Raw genomic sequence first — 2,135 nt, 5'->3', positions numbered from 1 at the left:
GGTTGAGCCGGCCCGGAGCGCTAGCGGAGGGCCGAGTCGAAACCCGGTGACCGCGAGGGAGACCCTCCCCGTACGGCACCAGGTTTCGACTCGGCTCGCCCAGCGGCTCGCCGGCTCAACCAGCGGTGGGCGCGGCTCGCCGGCTCAACCAGCGGTGGGCGCGGCTCGCCGGCTCAACCAGCGGGGCGCGGACTACTCGGCCTGGCGGTCGATGTCGCGCGGCGCTCGGGACGCAGCGATCCGCCGAGCGGTGACGTCCTGCGTCGCGGGCGTGCCGCCGGGGCGCGCCCCCTCCAGCTGGTCCAGGAACAGGTCGACGGCCTCCGCGTCGTACCCCGCACGGAACCGCGTCGACCGCCCGAAACGGGCGCTCTGGACGTCCGGCAGCTCCTGCCCGTGACCCATCGCGACCAGGACCTCGTCGAGGAAGTCGTCGACGTCGGTCTCCAGGTAGCCGGTCCGGCTGCCGCGAGCACGCGGGAACGCGGCCTCCCGTACCCAGTCCTGCTGCTCCTGCGACCAGGGGTACTCCGGCGCGGAGTCCTCGGGCCGCTCCCGCTCCACCGGCTCGCGACCGGTGTAGCCGTCGCGCCACTCCTTGAGGACGAAGAGCAGGGCGTCCACCTTGCCGTGGTCGTACCCAGGACGGAACGGGCTGGTCGGGAAGACGAGCGTCGTCGGGTCGGGGATCTGCTGGCCCGCGCGCATGCAGGCGGCGACGTGGTCGAGGTAGGTGTCGACGTCGAGCACGTGGTAGCCGCCTCGCCGCTCGGCGAACTGAGCGCCCTCCACGCGGGCGATGTGCTCCTGTGTCCATTGCACGAGACAAAGGATGACATCGACAGGCCCCAAGTCCGAACGGTGTCGCTGAATCTGGTATCACGATTCGGCTTCCCGCAGCCGGAGGACCCGTCGGCACGGCTCACCTAGGGTGGGGATCATGCGCGTCCTCGTCTCCGGCGGAGCCGGCTACATCGGCTCCCACACGGTCCTGTCCCTGATCGACGCGGGGCACGACGTGCTCGTCGTCGACGACTTCGCCAACAGCAAGCCGACGGTGCTCGCGCGGCTGGAGTCGCTGTCGGGGCAGTCGATCCCGCTGCACTCCTTCGACCTGACGGACGTCGACAAGACCGAGCACCTCTTCGCGCACGAGCAGATCGACGCGGTCATCCACTTCGCCGGGTTCAAGGCCGTGGGCGAGAGCGTCGCCAAGCCGCTGGACTACTACGCCAACAACCTCGGCTCGACGTTCTCCCTCGCTCGCGCGATGGCCCGGCACGGCGTCCACCGCCTCGTCTTCTCCTCCTCGGCGACGGTGTACGGCGACAGCGCGCCCGTGCCGTACCAGGAGACGTACGAGGCGCTCGCGTCCTCCTCGCCGTACGGCTGGACGAAGGTCATGCAGGAGCGGGTGCTGACCGATGTCGCCGCCGCGACCGAGGGGCTGAAGGTGGGCTTGCTCCGCTACTTCAACCCGGTCGGCGCGCATCCCTCCGGCGAGATCGGCGAGGACCCGCAGGGCACCCCGAACAACCTGATGCCGTTCATCGCCCAGGTGGCGGTCGGTCGTCGGGACAGGCTGAGCATCTTCGGCGGCGACTACCCGACCGCCGACGGTACGTGCGAGCGCGACTACATCCACGTGCTCGACCTCGCGGAGGGCCACGTCGCCGCGGTGGAGCACCTGGAGACGATGTCGGACCCGGTCCGGGCGTTCAACCTCGGCACCGGTCACGGGACGTCCGTCCTGCAGCTGGTGCACGCGTTCGAGCGGGCGATCGGCCACGACCTGCCGTACGAGATCGTCGGCCGCCGTCCGGGAGACCTCCCCGCCTACTGGGCGGACTCCTCCCGCGCAGAGTCGGAGATGGGTTGGAAGGCGACGCGGTCCATCGACGACATGTGCGCCGACACCTGGCGCTGGCAGTCCCAGAACCCCCAGGGCTACCCCGACGCCTGAGCCCACCCGCCGGTTGAGCCGGGCGAGCCGCTAGGCGAGCCCGTGTCGAAACCACCGCAGCCGCGGACGCTGAGCCTCCCTACGACTCACCGGGTTTCGACACGGGCCACCGCTAGCGCTCCGGCCCGGCTCAACCAGCGGAGTTCGCCGGTCGAGTAGGGCGAACGAAGTG

The 2,135-nt window shown here is 70.6% G+C and carries 2 protein-coding genes; one reads left to right on the top strand and one right to left on the bottom strand.

All coding sequences use genetic code 11. The annotated features are described in order from the left end of the window. Positions 1-192: 192 nt before the first annotated feature. On the bottom strand, positions 193-822 hold the full coding sequence (locus P4R38_RS14520; protein WP_275236816.1) for a DivIVA domain-containing protein: 630 nt from the start codon (positions 820-822) through the stop codon (positions 193-195). A 118-nt stretch (positions 823-940) separates the two neighbouring features. Between P4R38_RS14520 and galE the strand changes: the two genes are divergently transcribed. After that, a complete protein-coding gene (galE, locus tag P4R38_RS14515) occupies positions 941-1,963 on the top strand; it encodes a UDP-glucose 4-epimerase GalE (RefSeq protein WP_275236815.1) in 1,023 nt (340 codons plus the stop codon). Positions 1,964-2,135: the final 172 nt, after the last annotated feature.

Origin of the sequence: Luteipulveratus flavus, from assembly GCF_029439465.1 — a bacterium.
Taxonomy (GTDB): domain Bacteria; phylum Actinomycetota; class Actinomycetes; order Actinomycetales; family Dermatophilaceae; genus Luteipulveratus; species Luteipulveratus flavus.
Note: the sequence above shows the minus strand (reverse complement) of the source record. Positions and strands in the feature narration are given on the sequence as shown.